The sequence below is a fragment of the Undibacterium sp. Ren11W genome (assembly GCF_049340485.1).
GTDB lineage: Bacteria > Pseudomonadota > Gammaproteobacteria > Burkholderiales > Burkholderiaceae_D > Undibacterium.
Genome location: NZ_JBMPPB010000002.1, coordinates 27,125 through 47,715, shown reverse-complemented (window position 1 = coordinate 47,715; position 20,591 = coordinate 27,125). Strand labels below are relative to the sequence as shown.

The following is a 20,591-nucleotide window of genomic DNA, read 5'->3' as shown; positions in this document are numbered from 1 at the left end:
ACAAATTTTGGAGCCTCACATGTCATCCGACACAGCTAAGAAATCTGCTGGTCCGGCGCTCGCGCCTGCGTCTAGTTCTACATCTTATTCGACTACTTCGTCATTCACTTCGTCCGAGAAAAATTCTCCGCCCCCTGCATCATATTCAGGCTTGGCAGCGGTCAGTCTTGACGACAAATATACGTCCAACAGCGGCACCATCTTTTTATCCGGCATTCAGGCCTTAGTGCGTTTGCCCATGATACAAAGACAGCGTGATCTAGCCGCGGGCTTAAATACTGCCGGCTTTATTTCCGGCTATCGCGGTTCGCCCTTGGGTGGCCTGGACGAAACCTTGTGGAAGACCGAAAAACTGTTGACGCAAAACCACGTCAAGTTTGTACCCGGCGTGAATGAAGACTTAGCTGCGACGGCGGTCTGGGGCACCCAGACAGTAGATTTGATCGGTCCGTCCAAATACGATGGTGTATTCGCCATGTGGTACGGCAAAGGCCCTGGTGTCGATCGATGCGGTGACGTTTTCAAGCACATGAATCACGCCGGCACCGCCAAACACGGTGGCGTATTATTGGTAGCCGGTGACGATCACGGCGCTTACTCTTCGACGCTGCCGCATCAGTCTGACCATATATTTTCTGCCTGCATGATCCCTATGCTGTATCCCTGCAATGTGCAGGAATACCTCGATCTCGGTCTGCATGCCTGGGCCATGTCGCGCTATTCCGGTTGCGCGGTAGGCTTTAAGGCGCTGGCCGATACGGTAGAGTCTACCGCCTCGGTAGACGCCGATCCTTTCCGTCTGAAGATCGTGTATCCGCAAGATTTCGTGATGCCGGAAGGCGGTCTGAATACCCGCCTGTCCTTGGATACGCTAGGCATACAAGCGCGTAAGCAAGAAGCCTTGATGCAGGATTACAAGATTTATGCGGCACTGGCCTATGCGCGCGCCAACAAACTCAACCACACCACCATCGATAGCCCGACTGCGCGTCTGGGTATCGTGGCATCCGGAAAATCCTATCTGGATGTGCTGGAAGCGCTGGAAGAGTTGGGCATCGATGAGGCATTCGCAGCTGAGATCGGTATCCGTCTGTATAAAGTGTCGATGCCGTGGCCGCTAGAGCCGGATGGTGTGCGGGAATTTGCCCAGGGTCTGGACGAGATTCTGGTCATAGAAGAAAAACGCCAGATGGTTGAATACCAGCTGAAAGAACAGCTGTACAACTGGCGCGACGACGTGCGACCACGCGTGATCGGTAAGTTTGATGAAAAAGGCGAATGGGTACATCCACGCGGCGAATGGTTGCTTACTTCCAAGGCCGATTTCTCGGTGGCGCAAATTGCCCGCGTGATCGCTTCGCGGATCGCACGCTTCCATACCAGTGATCTGATCAAGGCCAGGTTGGCTTTTTTAGAAGCCAAGGATGTGGTTCTGACCAAGCAGGTCAACACACCGACGCGTCCGGCTTACTATTGCTCAGGTTGTCCGCACAATACCTCGACCAAGGTGCCAGAAGGCAGTTTGGCCTTAGCCGGTATCGGCTGCCACGTGATGGCTACCGCGATTTACCCGGAATTTAATAAGCTCACCACCCACATGGGTGGTGAGGGTGCTCCGTGGATAGGTCAGGCCGCGTTCTCGACGCTGCCACATGTGTTCCAGAATCTCGGTGACGGTACTTATTTCCACTCCGGTTATCTGGCGATACGCGCCACCGTAGCGGCCAAGGTCAACATCACTTACAAGATTCTGTACAACGACGCCGTCGCCATGACCGGTGGCCAGCCAGTGGACGGCATTATCAGCGTAGCCATGATGGCGCAACAGATGGCGGCCGAAGGCGTACAACGCATCGCGCTGGTGACCGAAGATTTGTCGCGCTACACCGACCGCTCTAATCTGCCGGCATTCTTGACGCTGCACGACCGCAAGGATATGGATGCGGTACAACGCGAGTTGCGCGAACTACCAGGTTGCACGGTGCTGATCTACGACCAGACCTGCGCTGCCGAAAAACGCCGTCGCCGCAAGAAAGGCGAGTTCCCTGACCCGGATCAGCGCATGTTCATCAACGAAGCCGTGTGCGAAGGCTGCGGCGATTGCGGCGTGCAATCGAACTGCACTTCTATCATGCCGCTGGAGACAGAATTCGGTCGCAAGCGCACTATCGACCAATCGTCTTGCAACAAAGATTATTCCTGCGTTAAAGGTTTTTGCCCTAGCTTTGTCACGGTAGAAGGCGGCAAGCTGAAAAAATCCAAGACCGGCACGGCCAAGCAAGATGACTTTGGCGCTTTGCCAGAACCGGTCTTGCCAGCTTGCGCCAGCTCTTACAATATTTTGCTCAATGGCATAGGCGGCACCGGTGTGATTACGGTCGGCGCTTTGTTGGGCATGGCCGCGCATCTGGAGGGCAAAGGTGCTTCGGTACTGGATATGACGGGCATGTCGCAAAAAAATGGCTCGGTCACTTCGCATATCCGCATTGTTGAACAAGCCAGCAAGTTGCGCGCGCAGCGCATCGCCACTGGTGAAGCCGATCTGATCCTTGGTTGCGATATCCTGACCGCTGGTGCGCATGACGCCATCTCCAAGATGCGGGTAGGCCGCACCCGTGCAGTGATCAATACGCACGAACAGCCGACCGGGCCTTTCGCCAAAAATCCGGATTGGCAGTTCCCGCTGGAATCCACCGAACACCTGATCGCCGAGTCGGTCGGGAATCAGGTCGATTTTATCAACGCCACCAAATTAGCCACAGCACTGATGGGCGACTCGATCGCGACCAATCTGTTCATGCTCGGTTTTGCCTACCAAAAAGGGGCGATCCCGGTTACTGAAGCGGCCTTGCTGCGCGCCATAGAACTCAATGGCGTAGCGATAGAGTCGAACAAGAAAGCCTTTTTATGGGGCCGGCGTGCTGCCGTCGATTTTAGCCGGGTAGAGAAAATCGCGATTCCGGCGCAACCGATAATCGTGCAGATGCCGCAAAGTCTAGATAGCCTGATACAGCGCCGCGTCAGCTTTTTGACTGACTACCAGAATGCCGCCTACGCCCAGCAATATAACGATTTGCTAAGCCAGGTACGCAAGGCAGAATCTGCCCTCAGCGCGGGTAACCGATTGAGCACGGCAGTGGCGAAATATGCCTTTAAGCTAATGGCTTACAAGGATGAGTACGAGGTCGCACGCTTGTACACCAATGGCGATTTCACCGATAAGCTCAAGCAGCAATTTGAAGGCGAGTTCAGCCTGAAATTCAATCTGGCACCGCCACTGTTCTCGAAAAAAGATGGCCAGGGTCATCTGATCAAGGCGCAATACGGCTCCTGGGTATGGCAGGCGTTTAAACTGCTGGCCAAATTCAAGGGTGTGCGCGGTAGTAAATTAGATATTTTTGGCTATAGTGAAGAGCGTAAGAGCGAGCGGGCCCTGATCGCAGAATACCGCGACATGGTGCAGATGCTGATCGCCAAATTAACTAGTGATAATCTGGAACAGGCCATCGCTTTAGCGAACCTGCCCGAGAAAATTCGGGGTTTCGGCCATGTGAAAGAAAAAGCCATGCAAGAGTATCAGGCGCAAAAAGCGATCTTGTTGCAACAGCCTAAAGCGGAAGTAATAGGCCAGATTCCACAGGTACCGCACGCTGCGTAGTAGTTAAAAATAGAATACGCATATTCCATGCACCTTTCCAGCCATTTTTGGCCTGTAAGGCGCATGGACATTGCGCATGCTGTTTTAAAATTTAATTAACACTAAGTTTACATTGACGATAGCCGGAAGGTTTCGATTGACGTTTACGTTAACGTAAGCTAACTTAGCGTCATATAAATAGCCAAACCTTGTGTGGTATGCGCAGCGATTACTGTGCGCCACCCCAGTTTCAGACCCGTTGAGGAAGACATGACCGACCTGTCCATAGCCGAAAAATTAAGCGAATATAAACCCGCCAACAAAGTGCGTTTCGTCACTGCCGCCTCTTTGTTTGATGGCCACGATGCCTCAATTAACATCATGCGCCGCATCCTGATGGCCAATGGTGCCGAAGTGATACACCTCGGGCATAACCGCTCGGTAGAAGAAATCGTTACTGCCGCGCTGCAGGAAGATGCGCAAGGCATCGCGATTTCCAGTTATCAGGGCGGGCATGTCGAATACTTCAAATACATGATCGATCTGCTCAAGCAACGCGGCGGCGAACATATCAAGGTATTCGGCGGCGGCGGTGGCGTGATCGTGCCGGAAGAGATTGCCGAGCTACACGCGTATGGCGTGACGCGCATTTTTAGTCCGGAAGACGGTCAGCGCCTTGGTCTGGTTGGCATGATTTTATCCATGATACAAGCTTGCGACATTGATCTTAGCGGCTACGCGCCGACCAAGCTCGATGTCCTCACTAACGGCGACATCGTTGCCAAACACCGGCCGCTGGCACAACTCATCACGGCTTTAGAGAACCAGCGCGTCGCACCGGAGCTGCTCAAAGCACTCCATACGGCCGCAGCACAAATTAAGATTCCGGTGCTGGGGATCACCGGCACCGGCGGTGCAGGTAAGTCTTCACTCACCGATGAACTGATACGCCGCATACGTCTGGATCAAAACGACAATCTGAACATCGCACTGATCTCGATTGATCCGTCGCGCCGTAAATCGGGCGGTGCCTTGCTGGGCGACCGTATCCGCATGAATGCGATCAATCCGTGGAAAGGCCAGCTCAAGGTCTTCATGCGCTCGCTCGCCACGCGCGAAGCCGGCTCTGAAATCTCGCAAGCGCTGCCCGATGTGATCGCCGCCTGCAAGCTGGCTGGCTTTGATCTGGTGATCGTCGAGACTTCTGGCATAGGCCAGGGCGACGCTGCCATCGTGCAGCATGTCGACCTGAGCATGTACGTGATGACACCAGAATTCGGCGCGCCTTCGCAATTGGAAAAAATCGACATGCTCGATTTTGCCGACTTTATCGCCATCAATAAATTTGACCGCAAGGGTTCGCAAGATGCCTTGCGCGATGTCGCCAAGCAATATCAGCGCAACCGCGAACTGTGGACAAAAAAATCGGACGAAATGCCGGTGTACGGTACCCAGGCATCGCGTTTTAACGATGACGGCGTGACCGCCTTGTATCAGGGCTTGCTGCCGGCTTTGGCAGAACGCGGCCTGAAAGTGCTGCCCGGTAAATTGCCTTTGATCGCCGTGAAATACTCTAGCGGTAAAAACGTGATCGTGCCGCCAGCGCGCAGCCGTTACCTGGCCGAAATCGCCGACACCGTGCGCCACTATCACAAACACAGCGGCAAGCAAGTCACGCTGGCGCGCGAGCGTCAGCAATTGCAAGAAACCCGACGCATGCTGGCCAAAGCGAATAAGGCGACCGAGGTTTTTGCCGATCTGGACGCACTGATCAGCGAGCGTGACAATCACCTCAGCGCTGAATCCAAGCAATTGGTCGCCATGTGGCCAGACATGCAGGCCGCCTATGCTGGCGACGAATACGTGGTAAAAATTCGCGACAAAGAAATCCGCACCCAGTTGGTCAGCAGCACCTTGTCCGGCACCAAAATCCGCAAAGTGGCACTGCCGCGCTTTGTCGATCATGGCGAAATCCTGCGCTGGTTGACCCTGGAAAACGTACCCGGCTCCTTCCCGTTTACGGCCGGCGTGTTTGCCTTTAAGCGCGAAGGCGAGGACCCGACCCGCATGTTTGCCGGCGAAGGTGATCCTTTCCGCACCAACCGCCGTTTTAAGCTAGTCTCGCAAGGCATGGATGCCAAGCGCCTGTCCACCGCGTTTGATTCTGTCACGCTGTACGGTGCCGATCCGGCAATCCGCCCCGACATCTACGGCAAGGTCGGCAATTCCGGCGTCTCGGTGGCCACGCTGGAAGACATGAAAGTCTTGTACGATGGTTTTGATCTATGCGACCCGACTACCTCGGTCTCGATGACCATCAACGGCCCGGCCCCGACGATTTTGGCCTTCTTCATGAACACGGCAATCGATCAGCAGCTCGATAAATTCCGTGCGGATAATAAGCGCGAACCGACTGCGGACGAAGCCGCCAAGATCAAAACCTGGGTATTGATGAACGTGCGCGGCACGGTACAAGCCGACATCCTGAAAGAAGACCAGGGCCAAAACACCTGCATTTTCTCTACCGAATTTAGCCTGAAAGTGATGGGCGATATTCAGGAGTATTTCGTGCATCATCAGGTGCGCAATTTCTACTCGGTATCGATCTCCGGTTATCACATCGCGGAAGCCGGAGCCAATCCTATTTCTCAGTTAGCGTTTACGCTGTCGAACGGCTTCACCTTTGTCGAAGCCTACCTGGCGCGCGGCATGCACATTGACGATTTCGCCGCTAACCTGAGCTTCTTCTTCAGCAACGGCATGGATCCTGAATACACGGTGTTAGGCCGCGTAGCACGCCGCATCTGGGCCATCGCCATGCGCGACAAATACGGCGCTAACGACCGCAGCCAAAAGCTGAAATACCATATCCAGACCAGCGGCCGCAGTCTGCATGCACAAGAGATAGATTTCAACGATATCCGCACCACGCTGCAAGCCTTGATCGCGATCTACGATAACTGCAATAGCCTGCACACCAATGCCTACGACGAGGCGATTACCACGCCTACCGATGAATCTGTCCGTCGTGCCTTGGCGATACAGCTGATCATCAACCGCGAATGGGGTCTGGCGAAAAACGAAAACCCTATCCAGGGCAGCTTCATCATCGAAGAGCTGACCGACATGGTAGAAGAAGCGGTGATGCAAGAGTTTGAACGCATAGCCGAACGCGGCGGTGTACTCGGCGCGATGGAAACCGGTTACCAGCGCGGCAAGATTCAGGAAGAATCGATGCACTACGAACACATGAAACACGACGGTACTTTGCCTATCGTCGGCGTCAACACCTTCCGCAATCCTAAGCAAGGCGACACGCCCCAGAAAATCGAACTGGCACGCTCCACCGACGAAGAAAAGCAATCGCAGCTGAGCCGCCTGGCCGACTTCCAGCAACGCCATGCCGACGTCTCCGGGCAAGCACTGGCGGCCCTGCAAGAAGCCGCCATCCAGGACGAAAACGTGTTCGGCAAACTAATGGACGCCGCCAGAGTATGCTCACTAGGGCAAATCACCACGGCGCTGTTTGAGGTTGGTGGGCAGTATCGACGCAATATGTAAGCTGGCCTAGTCTGCCGCTGTATAGGCGGCTATCCACCCGCTAACGCAAAAAATCCCGGACTGGCTCCGGGATTTTTTATTCATGAATTGGAAGGTAAAAAAGTAGGGCTTCCCCAATTTTCATCAAAATTTTCCATCTTTATCAACCAATACAAATTGGCATTGGGGAGCTTCTAAAAAACCTTTAATCGGGATGCAGTGCAAGACGCAAACCGGAGCAATACGTCGGTATTGCGAGGAGTTGCAACGCCGCGATGCGCCCGAGTATGGGGTTTTTAGAAGTTCCCACTGGCCTGGCGCGCATATCTGATGCGGCCTGCAGAGGTGGCAGGCTGGAAAGCCGCATGGAATATGCGCGGCAGGCCGGGTCATTGGTGACATCGTCTATTCGTGAGTGGCAAGCCTTAGCGCCTGCTCAAGCTAGCTATTTCTTTTAGCAAACAACAATCAAAACCACGCATATTTTCCTATCGAAACACCTAAGAAAATTCATCAAGAAATAGAATTAATTCTTGTATTTTTTTAAAAATATTCTACGCTTCAATGGTTGTTAAAAATATAGTGAACATAGAATTGGAGCACACCCTTTTTTGCTATTTCAGTCAAAATCAGCAAGGTCGCACACTCTGACATTCATTCAAACAGTTGCATTCGAGGACTAGCGTCATGGCCGATGAAATCCGCTCCGCTGATCAGCTTGCGAAAAACATTATCGAAACCCCAGGTGTGCTGGCAGAGCTTCAAGCCAAGCCTGAAGAGACCATATTAAAACTCCTGGCACAGGCAAAACAACAAGTCCCATCGCGGGCGCTTGAGCAAGACAAACTCATCTACAGAATTGTGGTGTCTTCGCTAGGCCTAGTTGTGCTGCTGGTGGTCGTAGGAGTGATCGCTCTGGCTTTTAAAGCGACGGCAAACCCAGTGCCAATTCCCGATGTGCTGACCGCACTAGGCTCCGCAGCAATTGGAGCTCTGGCAGGTATCCTGGCTCCATCACCGGCAACAAAAAGCTAAGTTTCAGACGCAAGCTATGCGTTTGTTTTTTTGTGATTTTGAATCAGTGAGCCATGAAAATGACAGCTATTCTGGTTTCAAGGTATCTAAGAATACCGGTGCTCTGCGCACTGATCCTGTCGGCGTCGGCATGTGCGTCTTATAGCAGTAGCTCTCCGCTTAGAAATGGGCCGGGTGTAGATTCCATTTCCAGTGAAATCGAAACCTATAGGAAGAATCAGGACGAGGTATGGAATACCCTCGTCAAACTATCCAAACTCCCCGAAAACGATACTAGCGCCAAAGAAGCGCCTAGCGTCCCGGCCACGCCTTTAGCCGCGCTGACTCCGGGCTTAGATTACGACTTGCTGGTTCAGGCGGGCATGAACCATGCTGACAATAAATGCAAAGCCTATATGGATGCATTGTTTCGCTTAAACCGCGACAAACGTACTTCGGTGGCGCAACTCGGACTCATTGGTACGGCCGCCGCTGGCTTGATGGCAGCCGTTGAATCCTCTGCCAAAAGCGTCTCTATCGTCGCCATTTTATTTGGACTAGCCAGCTCGACGGTCGATAATTTAAGCAGTAATTTGCTCTATGACTTAGACCCTTCTTCAGTGCAAACACTGGTGAACACCTTACAAAGCAGTTACCGGGATGAGCTGAAAAGCGGATATAAAACTCGACCCGCGGTGATCAATGCCATAGGCGCTTACGCCCGCCTCTGCGTGCCATCGAATATCGAAGCAGAAATTAATTTAGCGGTAAAAAAAGCACAGCCGAAAGTTGAAAAAGGAGACCCTGCAAGCGGACGTGCACCTGTCGTCACCAATGCCATCACGACGGCTTACGACCGCAGCTATCAGAGCGATGACAATGCCGAATTGTTGAGAAATTTTATTTTTCCCAACGGTAGTATCGATAACGCGGCCAAACTGAGACTAGAAGCCTATCTTCAGGCTCGCGATATCAAGTCTAGCGTGGTGGGCTTTTATCGCGGTGCGAGTCCCGCGGAGCGGGCAGAAGCCGTGCAGTTCTTCAAATTGACCAAATAGGAGGAACCAATGAGCACACAAGAGATACTCAGAGATGTACCTGCGGATCGGGTAGAACAACTTATTTCTGATTATGTTGCGATCGGCGCCAGCGCAGAAAAATATCCGCAGGCTAACGGTATGTTCACTGTGGTTGCCACCTTTTTGAGTTCAACCTTGTTGTCACCTGCTGCAACAGAAACACTGGCGGAAGCATTGGCGGTCCCGGCTTCGATACCAGAGACGATCTTACCAAAAATCAGCGTCACTACAGATTTTTCTCAGCTCGCCTCAGAGTACCAATTATTTTTTGATAGCTGCACGATTTTGCCTAAATATCAGGCACAAGTCCAAGCCCGGCTAAATCGGCTCAAAGAGAATGCGCCGAGATATGCCGCCTTAGGCCAGCAACTGGGTATCCCCTGGTACTTCATAGGGATAATACATTCACTAGAAGCAAATTCGAATTTTTCTACCCATCTTCATAATGGCGACCCACTTCGCGCCAAGACGGTACATGTACCTGCTGGTCGGCCGGTACTTGGTAACCCGCCCTTTACCTGGGAAGTCAGCGCCCGTGATGCCTTGGAAATGAAGGCCTACATTGGGCAGACGGATTGGAGCATCACCAGAATGCTGTATCGATGGGAAGCCTACAATGGTTTTGGATATAGACAACGCGGCTTGCCCTCAGCTTATCTATGGAGTTTTTCTCAGCATTATACGAAAGGGCGTTTCGTCGCCGACCATAAATTCGACCCGGAAAGCATTTCACAGCAATGCGGTGCCGCAGTTCTCCTCAAAGCGCTGCAAAACGACATATGAAAATGATAGACGACAGGTTTTTTATCCTGGTTTTATCTTGTATTCAGCATCTATGAACAATTTCTCGCTAACCATTTGAAAATCCAAAATGCATACCTACCCCTACGATGCCAGCCGGGAGTCTTTGTTCACTCCGGGTTTGGCGGAGGACTTTTTTCAACTTGGCGCTTTCGACTGCGAGGCAGCGCTATGTGCTGAAATGGCCCGTCTGGCCTATGTAAAAGACGAACGGCGGCTTGACGCCTATCTGGACCGCGCCGAATTTACCCGGGATCTGGCGCTGGGCTATGGCGGCAAGGGCAGCCAAGTTTTCATCGCCACTAAACCAGCGAAAAAACTCACGGTCCTAAGTTTTCGCGGCACCGAAACCGATGATCCCTCGGATCTGTTTAGTGACGCCAATTTTCTCCTGACGCCATGGGTCGATGGCCACGAGCGCGCGATGGGGCAAGTTCATCAGGGCTTTGCCGAGGCCTTGCTGACACACAGGGTATTAGCAATCGTCATTGAGCACCTGAGCGCGCTAGATCCAGGCTACCGTCTATTAATCACTGGTCACAGTTTGGGGGCGGCATTAGCGACCCTGTGCGCCAGTCGTTGGCCGCCAGCTGGTTTGTACACCTTTGGCTCACCTCGGGTTGGTGATGCGGTGTTCGCCATGGCGATGCGCGATGTTACGCATCAGCGCTATGTCGATTGCTGCGATATTGTTACCCGAGTGCCGCCTGAGGAATTTGGCTATCAGCATACGGGTAACTTGCGCTATCTCGATAGCCGCGGCCATAAGCTGGATCAGGCAAACGAAGAGCAGATGAATATCGACAAATCAAAAGCCAGCGCTCTGTATCTGATGCGTCAGGCTTTTTTACGCGGAAATATTTTTTCGCGCGAACTAGCCGACCATGCGCCTATCAATTATGTCAGCGCCGTGATGGGAATCCGCGCCTGAGCAGGCTAGTTCCTGGCGCAAATAGTCAACAATTTTATGGAGAATAAAATGTCTAAACTACTTGAACAACATGATTTCGAGACCGCTGCTTACCTTTTAGATTGTGATGTCGCTGCGATTAAAGCGGTGGCGGAAGTCGAGAGTCGTGGCGCTGGTTTCTTAAACGAAGGCAAGGCGAAAATTCTTTTTGAAGGGCATATTTTTTACAAGTACACCAAGGGTGCTTTTAAAGATAGCAATCCTAGCATCTGTTATACACCCTGGACCAAACAATATTATCTGGGTGGTATCAAGGAATACGAGCGACTGGCAGAAGCCGAGAAATTAAATAGAACTGCGGCCCGCATGTCGGCCAGTTACGGCAAATTTCAGGTGATGGGTTTTAATTTTGCCACCTGCGGCTTTACCTCTGTGGATGAGTTCTACAATGCCATGCAAACAGATGAAAAATCTCAGCTCGATGCCTTTTGCGAATACCTCAAACATACTCACCTCAGCAACGCACTGCGCCAGCATGACTGGGTGGCGTTTGCCAAAGGCTATAACGGCCCCGAGTACTGGAAAAATAATTACGACAAGTTGATGGCCGCGGCCTATGAAAAGTTTTCGCACGAAAAAACAAATTCGAACTGAAACTGCGACGTGCCATGGACGCATTGCAAGTTGACAGTGAAACCGAAAAATTTACCACCAAACCAGGTTATCACAGCGAAAGCTCCAGAGGCAGTAGTAAAACTGTCGACGCATAGACGCTAGCGTATGTGCAATCGATAGCTCGGGTCGATTTCAGCATGCGGGTTCTGCGGGTTCTGCGGGTTCTGCGGGTTCTGGTTTCTCATTTTTTTAGAAAGCGCATCATGAATCTGCGACTTGTTAGAGAGATTTTCACTGAAAAAAGTAGTATAGGCAGCCTCTACGTGAATGAGGTGTTTGAGTGTTTTACTCTGGAGGACAGGATACGCCCGGTCAAGGTAAAGGGTAGCACCGCGATCCCATATGGACACTACGAAGTCATCATCAGTTATTCAGAGCGATTTAAAAAGCCCTTGCCTTTGTTGCTGGCAGTGCCAAATTTTGATGGAATACGGATACACCCCGGCAACACCGACGTAGATACAGAAGGCTGCATTTTAGTCGGCGTAGAAAGACTTCCAGATGAGATCAGGCAGAGCAAAATTGCTTTCGACAAGTTATTTAAACAGCTGCTGGCCGCAGCAAAAATTGAGAAAATTTTCATAGAAATACTTCAATAACTCTCAATAAAGACGGCAATTGATAAGAACAATTTCCCGGACAGAAAACCCAACCCATCGCAGATAAAGGAAGCGACATGTTAATCAGCATCGTTAACCGCTCTAAAAAAATCACTGACGAGCAAGTACAGACAGCGGTGCGTGCTATCAATCGTCAGATAAAAGAAGATTTTGAACCCTACTGGAGCTTTGGGGCGACGCTGAGACTAGAGGGCAGAATCGGCAGAGATGTGAATAAAAACACTCTGGCAGAATTGCGCGGAGACGCGATACTCTATCTCGCCGACAAGGCCGATGTAGAAGATGCGCTAGGCTATCATGATGCGAATTTTCGCGGCATTGCTTACGGTTTTGTGTTCACCCAATTGTGCGAGCAGCTCAAAGAAAGTTGGACCGTAACGCTGTCGCATGAGGCGATGGAATTGATCGGTGATGCGCAAGCTAATCTGCTGGTGCAGGGGCCGCACCCTAGCACCCCGGGTAAAGAAGTGTTTCACTGGTTTGAGATGTGCGATGCGGTGCAATCGGACACCTATGCCATTGACGATGTTGAAGTATCGAATTTTGTCTTACCGTTGTATTTCACCACTGAAGAACAGGAAGGCGGGCGCAATGATTTTCTCGGCCGGCTGACTAAAGGCAAAGCGCTCAACTCTTTTGGCGTCAACCCGGGTGGCTATGTAGGTTATTACGATCCGCAGTCGCGCACCCATGAAACCTATGCGGCCCCTGATGACAAAAAAGCCCAGCAACGCATACAGATCAAGAGCAAGGTAAAATTTGGGCGCAGTTATGTGCGCAAGCGCGCCGATGCGACTATCGTCAAAGAGCAGGAGCACAAACGTATCTTGGGTGCCAACCCAACAACCAGTGTGGCCACGCATCCCGACCCGATACGCCACGTGATTGTGCTAATGCTAGAGAACCGCTCTTTCGATCACATGCTGGGAGACGCCAGCAAGATCTACCCGGATCTGGAAGGCATACCTCAGCATGGCCCCAGCTATCAAAATACCTCGTCCACCAGCAAAATATCCTACTCACAAAAACCCAATGCTATGAACAAGATCAGCATCGGCATGCCGCATGAATTTGTCGATGTGATGGCGCAGCTAGGCAGCGCCAGCGTGCCGCCCATGGGCGGCTTTGTCGATTCTTATCTGGGTGTGGCTGGAGTCAAGGAAAGCAATCCTGGGCAAGTCGAGCAAGTCATGAGCTATTTCCCTTTCGGCGCTACTCCGGCCAAAGATAGTTTGCCGGCCTTGCATGGCCTGGCACGCAATTTTTTAGTGTGCGATCACTGGTTTTCATCGATGCCGGGGCCGACCTGGCCGAACCGTTTCTTTGTGCACAGCGGCACTTGCCTGGGTCGAGTGCTGATGCCTTCACGTCAGCATCCGGCTAACTTGTTCGGCAACAATCAGGACACCATCTACGATCGCCTCGACGATGCCTATAAAACCTGGCGTATCTACCATCAGGGTGTGCCGCAAAGCATAGTCTTGACTAAGCTCTTACCTAAGCTACTCACTTCACATTACTCTGGCATGAAAAATTTTTATACCGACGTCGCCGGTCCTGAGAGTGATTTTCCGAACTATGTGTTTATCGAGCCGGCCTATTTCGGTGCCGATGAAAACGATCAACACCCGCCTTCCGACGTAGCGCTGGGCGATCAGCTGATCGCCAATGTGTATCAGGCGCTGCGCGCCAATCAAGAATTGTGGGAGTCGACACTCTTGATCGTTACTTATGACGAACATGGCGGATTATTTGATCATGTACCACCGCCCTTGACAGTCGCGCCCGACCCACACACCAAGGAGTTTGCTTTTAACCGTTTAGGCGTAAGGGTGCCCGCCATCCTAGTCTCGCCGTGGGTCGATCCCGGTGTATGCAAAACGCAGTTTGAACACAGCAGTATTTTGCGTTACTTGTGTGATAAATGGGCGATGCCGGCCTTGAGCGCACGCACCAGCAGCGCAGCAGGCGTGTATCAGTGCAAGAGTCTGTTAGCAGAGCTGAGCAAACGCAGCAGCCCACGCACTGACACGCCTGCCACGATAGGTGCCAGCGCTGCGACTGCCTTGAAGAAAGCCGGTCGCAGCGCAGCGCCAGCAACACCGGTCGAAGGCTCACGCGAAGCCCTGATGTATTTTGTCGCCAATCTTCCCGACGACGTGAAGGCAAAACCTGCTGCCCGTAAAGTGACCGCGGCCAGCGCGACTAGCTCAGCCAAGCTCAAGCAAATCAGCGATAAGGAATTGCGCATACTTGCGGAACAAAAATTTGCCAGCTTGCTTGCGGAAAAAACGACAGCTGCTGCTGCCACAAAGAAAAAAACAGTGGCTAAGTAATCGCGCTCGCTTTGGGAGTCTGACTAGTTTTTATGAAAAAAATGGCATGCTGCCAGCGCGCATATCTGATGCGGCTGACAGCCGTGCCTTGCGAATTAAAGTTCGAATTGCGACGGTAAAAGGATAAAAATACAAAGGTTTTGCTCGTTACAGGAGTAGCTTTGTGTTGTTCTTAACCAAGGAAATCGCAATGGAATTTACTCATCTCAAAGCTAAACAGCGCTCCCAGATTGAACGTCTCTTAGTGTCAAAAACCAGCGTGAGCGAGATTGCCAGCGCAGTTGGGGTAGATCGTTCGACCATTTATCGCGAGATCAAGCGAGGTAAGGTAAATCAAAAATACAACGCCCTCGCGTCCAATGAAAGGACGCTTAAACGCATTGCCAAAAGCGCGGCCAATCATCCAACGAAGCCTAAAGAAATATGGCCGCTGGTACGGTATTTATTAAATCAGGAATGGTCTCCAGACGAAATCAGCGCACGTTTGCGCATTGCTGGCAGCGAAGAGAATTGGTCTATCAGTCACCAAACGATCTACAACTGGATCCGGCGTACCAAGAGTGCTTTGAATAAAAAATTACGTCGCTATCAGCTTGCCAAGGTCTGGAAGCCCGCCAAATCTAGCTATCCGGCCGGTCGCAAGAGTATTCGACAACGTCCCAAAGACGCGCTGACAAGAGAGATTGCCGGTCACTGGGAAGGCGACACCATCCGCGGACAGTCACATCATCACTGCCTACTCACCTTGGTCGAACGCAAAAGCTTGTACACCAAAATTTCTCCCGTCTTGCAAAAGACGGCCATCATTGTTGCCGCTGCGGTTGGAAAGGAACTTAATGGACTGCCAGCCCTTTCACTGACCTTAGATAATGGCTGTGAATTTGCGCACTTTAAAGACATGGGCTTACCTGTCTTCTTTGCCGATCCTGGTCGCCCTAGACAACGGTCACGCAATGAAAACACCAATGGTTTGATCCGTCAATACATACCAAAAAGAATGCGTCTGAAGACACTTTCCAATGCGCGCATTCAACACATTGAGGACCGCCTTAACCATCGTCCCAGAAAAACTTTAGGCTATAAAACGCCACATGAAGTACTATTTAATTTACCACCTAATTCCGTCGCATTTCGAACTTGAATTCGCCTGCCTGCCCGCAAACCCGCATGGGATATGCGTAACAGGCCGATGTCATTTTAAATTTGTAAACCTATTTTTCTACGGAGTTGCTGTCGCGCGCTTTGTCGGCGAAGGCGCCCATCTTGATCGCTGCCTGGGTCGCCATTGCATCGGCTTTGAGCGCCACATCGGCCGCCCTTAAGGCCAGTTGCTCACCAACCAGCGCTGCTTTGGAGGCGACTTCATTGGCCGCTTGGGTGCTGCTGTCCCACACTTGATCGGCCACCAGACTGGCGCTATCGGCTAGCTCTGCCGCCTTAAACGAAACTTGTTCGGCCAGCACATTAGCGGCATCGGCTGCTTGCGCCGCTTTCATGGCGAGCTCATCACCCACCAGCAAAGCCTTGGCGCTGGCTTCACTGGCAGCCAGTTTGCCGCTATCCCAGGCTTGGTCGGCAAATTCAGCAGCGGTGGCCGCAGCCACTTTTGCGATCACCTCTAGATTTTTTTCAGTCTCATCCAAAAACTCTGACAGCTTATCGCTTAATTGGCTCATGTTATGACTCATGGTCGTGCTCCTGATTGGGAAAAAATTCGCTACTCGAATAGTGTATATCATGACTTTGCTGGTTTTTTCAATATTGCACAACACTCAGCCTTGTCATAGCTAAGTCACATTTACTTATTAAAATTTTATGATAATTTCCTAAAACCAAACTGAAAGCCACTCATGTCGCCGAAAAAAATTCTACCTTTGTTATTGCTAGCGGCATTTGCCACGCAAGCTGCCAACGCGAGTATTTCTTTATTGGCGATCGGCACTTTAGATGGCAGTGGCGCTGATCTGTCTGCAAAAACTTCAGGTCTGCTGGAAAATGGTCTGGCCGGTAATTTACTCGGTGGCGTAGGCTCAGGCCTGGCATGGGCGGGTGGCAATACCTTTATCGCAACACCGGATCGCGGCCCCAACGCCACCGCCTATAATCCGCTGGTGGACGACACCACGTCTTACATCGCCCGCTTTCAAACTATTAAACTGGCGATGACCCAGAACACCTCGGGTTCTGGGCTGGCTTACAATTTGGCCCCGGTACTCAGCGCCACCACTCTGTTATCCAGCGCCACGCCTTTGGCGTATGGCACAGGCGCACTGGGCACGGGCACCGTAGGTGGCACATCGTATTCTTTAGGAAGTGGCGTGCCGTTACTCAATGCGATCGACAAAACCAATTATTTTACTGGCCGCTCGGATAATTTTGATGCTAGCAAGACTTCAAGCAACCCGAATAATGCGCGCTTAGATCCGGAAGCGGTGCGTGTCTCCAACGACGGCAAGAGCGTTTTTGTGTCCGACGAATACGGACCTTACGTCTACCAATTTGATCGTGCCAGCGGTACCCGCATTAAATCGTTTGAATTGCCATCCAATCTCGCGATTAGCAAGCCGAGCGCACAAAGCAGTATAGAAATTGCAGGCAATAGCAGCGGCCGCGTTACCAACAAGGGTATGGAAGGTTTGGCGATCTCGCCAGACGGTAAAACCTTGGTGGGCATCATGCAGGCTCCGCTGGCGCAAGACAGTAACAAAAACCTGCGTATCGTGACGATCGATATCGCTTCCGGAGCAACCCATCAATATGCCTACAAACTGAGCAGCGGTAGCGGCGTGAGCGAAATCGTCGCACTCAACGATCACCAGTTCTTAGTCGACGAACGCGATGGCAAAGGCCTGGGCGACGGTACTTCGGCAGTAGCAAAACAAATCTTTAAAATCGATCTGGCGGGAGCCCAGGATGTCAGCGCCATGAGCGGTGATTTAAGTTCTAAAGCAGTCAAAAAATCTTTATTGCTCGATGTGGTGAGCACCCTGAATGCGAACGGCATTAGCAGCAATAATATTCCCTCAAAAATAGAAGGCATGGCTTTCGGTGAAGATCTGACGATCAAAGGTGTCAAGACTCACACCCTGTTTATCGCCAACGATAATGATTTTGTCGTAGGCAGCGCAGGCCATAATAAATTCTACGTATTTGGCGTGACCGACGCCGATCTGGGTGCTGGTTATAGCTACACCGCACAAGCGGTATCGGCAGTGCCAGAACCAAGCAGCTACGCCATGTTATTGGCTGGTTTAGCATTTGTCGGTGTCGCTGTGCGCAGAAGAAAAAACTAAAATACTGCACGCTGCTAACAAGATAAAAACCGAACTCGTTTCGGTTTTTATCGTTTACGACAACACTTCGTCATCTCTCGTAGCGCGACAGAGCACAAGCAAGCGCAGCTGGTATAGAATTCTCATCACTTATTCTTGAGGTGATGCCATGCAAGTTCTTGAACTCGATCATCTGCAAATTGCGATACCGGTTGGTGGCGAGGCGCTGGCCAGGGAATTTTACGCCGACATCTTGGGCATGCCTGAATTGCCTAAGCCGGTACTGATGCAGTTACGCGGCGGTGCCTGGTTTGCCTGTGGCGACCGCCAAATTCACCTCGGCGCCGAAGTTAATTTTCAGCCAGCCAAGAAAGCCCATCCGGCCTTTATCGTCAGGGATCTCGACGCGCTGTGCGCGCTGTTGCGGGCGAGCGGCTATGCGGTGTTAAAAAATGAGGAATTGCCGGAAGTGCGAAGAGTGTTTACCGAAGACCCGTTTGGCAATCGTATCGAATTAATCCAGAGCAAGTACGTTGCCTGAAACTGTCACTTAGCGCAGACCGAAATTGCCGGTTTGCCGGATCCTGGGCCCAAGTCTGAGCAGATTTGAACGCCCGCCGCTAGGGAAAGCAGCTGTCGCTGGTTTATACTAGCGGGCTTAGCACTTCGCATTTATAGAAAGAAATCATGTCTACCCTGCCAGCTTGCCCAGTATGTTCTATGGAAAACACTTATCCTGACGGTGAGAATTATGTCTGCGCCGATTGCGGCCACGAATGGCCTATGGTGGCTGCGGCAGCGGCCGATGACAACGACGAGCGTATCGTGAAAGATGCCCTGGGCAATGTCTTGTCGGATGGCGATGCGGTGGTTTTGATCAAGGATCTGAAGGTCAAGGGTTCGTCGATTACTCTGAAGATGGGCTCAAAAGTAAAAAGTATCCGTCTGGTCGGTGGCGATCATGAAGTCGATTGTAAGATGGACGCTGGTAGTTTTATGTTAAAAGCCTGCTACCTGAAAAAAGCCTAAAAACTTGCTTACCAACCACAGGCACGATCGGGCCTGTGGTGCCAGTGTTGCAAAAGTCGCGCTTCGCGACGTTTTCAGTATTTTCCTTTGTCTAGGCACAAAGTCGTTTCTGTATTTAGTCCTACAATGAGTTTTTGTCGCATTTTTGTGGAGAACTTCCCTTGCTGGCAGCTTACATAACTCACCCTGATTGCCAAAAGCATGAAATGGGCGTGGATCACCCCGAAGCTCCTGCGCGTATCGGTGCGATCAATGATCAATTGCTCATCACCGGTCTGCTCGACTATATGCAAAGCTATGAAGCGCCATTGGCCAGCACTGCGCAATTAGAGCAAGCCCATTCACCGCTGTTTGTGCGCGATGTCGAGGCGCACCGTCCTAGTTCTGGCTATGTGCAGGTGGATCCTGATACCCGCATGAACCCGTTTACCTTTCAGGCCGCCAAACGTGCCGCCGGCGCCGCGGTGCTGGCCACCGATCTGGTCATCAAGGGCGAGGCGCGGGTGGCTTTTTGCAACGTAAGGCCGCCTGGCCACCATGCCGGGCGCGCCTCTGCAGCTGGTTTCTGTTTCTTCAATAATGTCGTGGTCGGCATCCGTCATGCGCTCAATGTGCATGGTCTGGAGCGGGTGGCACTGATAGATTTTGATGTGCATCATGGCAACGGCAGTGAAAACATCCTGCATGAAGATCCCCGCGTACTGATGTGCTCGACCTTTGAAGAAGGCGTCTACCCGTTCTCCGGTGCGGTACCCATGGGCCCCAACATGATCAATGTCAGCCTGCCTAGCCGCTCCGGTAGTAAGGCTTTTCGCGCCTCGGTCAGCGAAACCTGGATCCCGGCGCTAGAAAAATTTAAACCGCAGATGATCTTTATCTCGGCTGGCTTTGACGGCCACCGTGAGGACGATATGGGCAATCTGGGTCTGGTGGAAGACGACTACGCCTGGGTCACCGCACAAATCGTCAAAGTCGCCAACACTTACGCACAGGGGCGCATCGTTTCCTGTCTGGAGGGCGGCTATGTTTTATCACCTCTGGGGCGCAGCGCTGCGGCCCACGTCAAGGTGCTGATTGGTGCCGATTAGGCAATTACGCTAGCTTCAGGGATAATCATTGTTTTTTTAATAGTGTCGTCCATGCCTAGCTTACAGTTCCGTCGCGCAGTGAGCGCCGACATCCCCGCCATGCAAGTGATACGTCTGGCGGTCAAAGAAAACGTGCTGAATAATCCGGCCCGCGTGCCCGCTCAGATGTACGAGGACTATCTCGATCAACTCGGACGCGGCTGGGTCTGTGAAGAGCAAGGCAAGATCATAGGATTTTCGTATGCAGCCAGCGCCGACGCCTCGATCTGGGCGCTATTTGTCAGCCCGGATGCCGAAGGCAAAGGCGCAGGTGCGCCCTTACTCAAACTGGCAAGCAATTGGCTGTTTAGCCAGGGCCATCAAAAAGTCACGCTGGGTACCGCGGCCAATACCCGTGCCGACCGTTTTTATGCAAAACAAGGCTGGACACGCGGTGAGATGAAAGATGCGATAGAAGTGTTCTACACGCTAGAGCGACCGCAAGTATAAAAGGGCGGTCTAAAGTTCCAAGTCGCCCCTGCCAGCGCGCATATCCCATGCGGGCTGCAGGCCAGGCAGGCTGGAAAGCCGCATGGAATATGCGCAAGCGG

Annotated in this window: 16 protein-coding genes; 15 read left to right on the top strand and 1 reads right to left on the bottom strand. The window is 51.9% G+C overall.

What is annotated here, in order from left to right; translation table 11 throughout:
* The first annotated feature begins 19 nt into the window (after window positions 1-19).
* From ACO0K8_RS06865 to ACO0K8_RS06820, 10 genes are all read left to right on the top strand, one after another.
* Window positions 20-3,658, top strand: a complete 3,639-nt coding sequence (locus ACO0K8_RS06865; RefSeq protein WP_422945907.1) for an indolepyruvate ferredoxin oxidoreductase family protein — start codon at window positions 20-22, stop codon at window positions 3,656-3,658.
* Window positions 3,659-3,907: 249 nt separating this feature from the next.
* Window positions 3,908-7,198: a fused isobutyryl-CoA mutase/GTPase IcmF gene (gene icmF, locus ACO0K8_RS06860; RefSeq protein WP_422945906.1), complete on the top strand. Its 3,291-nt coding sequence runs from the start codon at window positions 3,908-3,910 to the stop codon at window positions 7,196-7,198.
* A gap of 666 nt (window positions 7,199-7,864) precedes the next feature.
* On the top strand, window positions 7,865-8,212 hold the full coding sequence (locus ACO0K8_RS06855; protein WP_295765223.1) for a hypothetical protein: 348 nt from the start codon (window positions 7,865-7,867) through the stop codon (window positions 8,210-8,212).
* A gap of 53 nt (window positions 8,213-8,265) precedes the next feature.
* Complete coding sequence (locus ACO0K8_RS06850) at window positions 8,266-9,249, top strand: hypothetical protein (RefSeq protein WP_422945905.1); 984 nt, start codon at window positions 8,266-8,268, stop codon at window positions 9,247-9,249.
* 9 nt (window positions 9,250-9,258) lie between these two features.
* Window positions 9,259-10,053: a hypothetical protein gene (locus tag ACO0K8_RS06845; RefSeq protein WP_422945904.1), complete on the top strand. Its 795-nt coding sequence runs from the start codon at window positions 9,259-9,261 to the stop codon at window positions 10,051-10,053.
* Between the two features lie 88 nt (window positions 10,054-10,141).
* On the top strand, window positions 10,142-11,002 hold the full coding sequence (locus ACO0K8_RS06840) for a lipase family protein (protein ID WP_422945903.1): 861 nt from the start codon (window positions 10,142-10,144) through the stop codon (window positions 11,000-11,002).
* 48 nt (window positions 11,003-11,050) lie between these two features.
* Complete coding sequence (locus ACO0K8_RS06835) at window positions 11,051-11,635, top strand: N-acetylmuramidase family protein (protein ID WP_422945902.1); 585 nt, start codon at window positions 11,051-11,053, stop codon at window positions 11,633-11,635.
* Window positions 11,636-11,859: 224 nt separating this feature from the next.
* Entirely contained in the window at window positions 11,860-12,255 is a 396-nt protein-coding gene (locus ACO0K8_RS06830; protein WP_422945901.1) for a DUF5675 family protein, read from the top strand.
* A 77-nt stretch (window positions 12,256-12,332) separates the two neighbouring features.
* A complete protein-coding gene (locus ACO0K8_RS06825) occupies window positions 12,333-14,612 on the top strand; it encodes an alkaline phosphatase family protein (RefSeq protein WP_422945900.1) in 2,280 nt (759 codons plus the stop codon).
* 190 nt (window positions 14,613-14,802) lie between these two features.
* The gene (locus ACO0K8_RS06820) at window positions 14,803-15,753 is read left to right on the top strand and encodes an IS30 family transposase (RefSeq protein ID WP_422946257.1); all 951 of its coding nucleotides are present in this window, start codon (window positions 14,803-14,805) and stop codon (window positions 15,751-15,753) included.
* A 70-nt stretch (window positions 15,754-15,823) separates the two neighbouring features.
* Here ACO0K8_RS06820 and ACO0K8_RS06815 read toward each other — a convergent pair whose 3' ends face one another.
* A complete protein-coding gene (locus ACO0K8_RS06815; protein WP_422945899.1) occupies window positions 15,824-16,300 on the bottom strand; it encodes a hypothetical protein in 477 nt (158 codons plus the stop codon).
* Between the two features lie 162 nt (window positions 16,301-16,462).
* On the opposite strand from ACO0K8_RS06815, the gene ACO0K8_RS06810 reads away from it, so the two are divergent.
* The 5 genes from ACO0K8_RS06810 to ACO0K8_RS06790 all read left to right on the top strand — a co-directional run bounded on the left by ACO0K8_RS06810 (window position 16,463) and on the right by ACO0K8_RS06790 (window position 20,490).
* On the top strand, window positions 16,463-17,905 hold the full coding sequence (locus tag ACO0K8_RS06810; RefSeq protein WP_422945898.1) for an FxDxF family PEP-CTERM protein: 1,443 nt from the start codon (window positions 16,463-16,465) through the stop codon (window positions 17,903-17,905).
* 148 nt (window positions 17,906-18,053) lie between these two features.
* A complete protein-coding gene (locus ACO0K8_RS06805) occupies window positions 18,054-18,425 on the top strand; it encodes a VOC family protein (RefSeq protein ID WP_422945897.1) in 372 nt (123 codons plus the stop codon).
* A gap of 146 nt (window positions 18,426-18,571) precedes the next feature.
* A complete protein-coding gene (locus ACO0K8_RS06800) occupies window positions 18,572-18,913 on the top strand; it encodes a zinc ribbon domain-containing protein YjdM (protein WP_422945896.1) in 342 nt (113 codons plus the stop codon).
* Window positions 18,914-19,074: 161 nt separating this feature from the next.
* Window positions 19,075-20,001: a histone deacetylase family protein gene (locus tag ACO0K8_RS06795; protein WP_422945895.1), complete on the top strand. Its 927-nt coding sequence runs from the start codon at window positions 19,075-19,077 to the stop codon at window positions 19,999-20,001.
* Window positions 20,002-20,052: 51 nt separating this feature from the next.
* Complete coding sequence (locus ACO0K8_RS06790; RefSeq protein ID WP_422945894.1) at window positions 20,053-20,490, top strand: GNAT family N-acetyltransferase; 438 nt, start codon at window positions 20,053-20,055, stop codon at window positions 20,488-20,490.
* Window positions 20,491-20,591 lie beyond the last annotated feature (101 nt).